Here is a 2,601-nt window from a genome sequence, read left to right as displayed (position 1 = left end):
TATTTAAAATTGATTGTTTCACAGAGAATCACAGAGGTATTTCACAGAGAACCACAGAGTGAAATTCAATGGATCTTTCCAGTTATTTGATTTCTGTCCATATTTTTTATTTTAAAGATTTCCTCTGTGCAACTCTGTGTCTTCTCAGTGTATCTCTGTGTTATTATATATTAAAATTAATTATTTCACAGAGATTTCTATGGTTTATCCAAACGTTCCTTAAAAAATTTATGCTAATTGATATTCTACCTGAAATGGCGTTCCTCTCTTCATTATTGTGCAAAAACGGTGAGGAATTTTATTCCGTTTATCGTTTATGACAAACATTTTATTTTTCCCTTAACTTATTTTACGGATATAATAATCTGATAAATGTTTGTCGCGTTGTTATAATTTCATATTTAAATACTAATCCAATAATTTATCCGCAAAATTGTCCTTTATCTTCTGATTATCTGCTGAAAATGAGATTTATATCCTCCAAAAGGGAATGTAAGAAAGAGTAAAGAGAAAGTACTACCTGTAAAGGTTACAATTCCTGCTGAAACCTGGCTTTCTGCTCGTGCAGAAAAATTGAATGCAGCAGGGTGATAGCGAGGATTAAGCTGAGTGCGGCAATAAAAAGTGAACTGGGCGTGGTTTGAAATTTATCCGGATCGGTGGAGATAAACTTATTGTTCCATAAAAAGGTGCAGACAACGGCAATCCCATTGTTGAAGAAATGGGCAATGATCGGAAGCCAGAGTGTGTCGCTCCAGACAAAAAGATAACCCAACAGAATGCCCAATACCATTCTTGGAAGGAAACCGTAAAATTCGAAATGCATGAAACTAAAGAAGGCTGCAGAGATGATTACCCCCCAGTGAATACTTTTGGTCCACTCGGTGAATAATCGTTGAAATATACCCCTAAAAACCATTTCTTCTCCAACTGCCGGAATCAGGGCAACAACAAAAATATTTACCAGCAAAACGCCAATTGAGGAACCTCTTAGAAATGTCTGGGTAAGACGTTGCGCATTGTCCTCTGAACTTTTCATCCAGTTTTCAACAGAAGCCAGGAAATGGGGCAGCTTCATCCACGAATTTACCTCCCCGAGCAGATTGATAAAGGGGATCACACAAAACATCAGTACGGCAATCAGTATAATCGAAAAATAGAGCGGTTGACGGTCAAGTTTCAAATAAGCGGTGCTTTTATTTTCACTGTAAAAATATCCGATCAGAAAGGGAGGGATCACAAATAAGCCAAGGGATTGTATGGTTTGAAAATATTTTAAGAGGACAACCGTTTTGGGATTATTGAAATCTGAAAGTATACCGGGCAACTGAAAAATGCTGACTCCAAATAACGGAACAGCAATCAATGTTCCTGCAAGCAAAACCACAAGAAATACACAAAGGATGATAAAAATTGAAAATACAACTTTTGATGCCGGCAAAGCATTCTTGAAAAAACCCCTTATCATTGTCAACAAATTAATAATTTTGTGTCCCAAACTTACATTTTTTTTCATCATTATCAAATTAAATAAACATTCGGCTCTTGGTAAAAATAGGTAATATAGAATTGTGCGACCGTCCTTTGCTGCTTGCACCCATGGAAGATGTCACCGACCCTTCTTTCCGCTTTATTTGCAAGCACTTTGGTGCAGATCTGATGTATACGGAGTTTATTTCTTCGGACGGGCTGATCCGTGACGGCTGGAAAAGCGTGAAAAAATTGGATATTTATGATTACGAACGCCCTATAGGTATTCAGATTTATGGCAATATCATTGAGGCCATGGTTGAAGCCGCAAAGATTGCCGAGGCTGCACATCCCGATTTGATCGATATTAATTTCGGCTGTCCGGTGCGGAAAATTGCAACCCGTGGCGCAGGCGCAGGAATGTTGAACAACATCCCCCTGATGGTCGAAATGACTGATGCCATTGTTAAAGCAGTTTCAGTTCCGGTAACGGTAAAAACCAGGCTGGGATGGGATGAAAATTCAAAGAATATTGTGGACATTGCCGAGCGGCTCCAGGATGTGGGCATACAGGCCATCACCATTCACGGACGTACCCGCGCCCAGTTATACAAAGGAAATGCCGATTGGACACTGATTGGAAAAGTGAAAAATAATCCCCGGATGAAAATCCCGGTTATTGGCAACGGGGATATAGTCAATGCCAAAACGGCAAAGGAAATGTTCGACAGTTTCGGGGTGGATGGCATCATGATCGGCCGTGCCACGGTAGGCCGTCCCTGGATATTTAAGGAAATCAGGCATTATCTTGAAACCGGGGAGGAAATGCCTCCGCTGACCATTCAGGAGAAAGTTGATTTGGCCAAACTGCATTTCCAGCGATCATTCGATACGAAAGGCGTGCCGGTAGGCATTTTTGAAATGCGCCGCCATCTTTCCAATTATTTTAAAGGCCTTCCCGATTTTAAAGAAACGAGGCTAAAAATGGTTACTTCGCTTGATTATGATGAAATTATGGCAATACTGGACAATATTGCCATAAAATATGCCGGTTTGTAATTATTTTAATGCTTCCAGGGCCTTGGCGTAATCGGGTTCCTGGGCTATTTCGGGCACCTGTTCGTTGTAAAC

The 2,601-nt window shown here is 40.1% G+C and carries 2 protein-coding genes; one reads left to right on the top strand and one right to left on the bottom strand.

All coding sequences use genetic code 11. The features are described from left to right. Nucleotides 1-529 precede the first annotated feature (529 nt). Nucleotides 530-1,468: a CPBP family intramembrane metalloprotease gene (locus Q8907_16020; protein MDP4275776.1), complete on the bottom strand. Its 939-nt coding sequence runs from the start codon at nt 1,466-1,468 to the stop codon at nt 530-532. Nucleotides 1,469-1,599: 131 nt separating this feature from the next. On the opposite strand from Q8907_16020, the gene dusB reads away from it, so the two are divergent. Continuing rightward, a complete protein-coding gene (gene dusB, locus Q8907_16015) occupies nt 1,600-2,529 on the top strand; it encodes a tRNA dihydrouridine synthase DusB (GenBank protein MDP4275775.1) in 930 nt (309 codons plus the stop codon). The last annotated feature ends 72 nt before the right edge of the window (nt 2,530-2,601 follow it).

The sequence above is a fragment of the Bacteroidota bacterium genome (assembly GCA_030706565.1).
Taxonomy (GTDB): domain Bacteria; phylum Bacteroidota; class Bacteroidia; order Bacteroidales; family JAUZOH01; genus JAUZOH01.
Note: the sequence above shows the minus strand (reverse complement) of the source record. Positions and strands in the feature narration are given on the sequence as shown.

What these genes read in the sequence shown, in the direction of transcription:
- Q8907_16020 (MDP4275776.1), bottom strand. Translation starts at nt 1,468, where the DNA reads ATGATAAGGGGTTTTTTCAAGAATGCTTTGCCGGCATCAAAAGTTGTA.
- dusB (MDP4275775.1), top strand. Translation starts at nt 1,600, where the DNA reads ATGGAAGATGTCACCGACCCTTCTTTCCGCTTTATTTGCAAGCACTTT.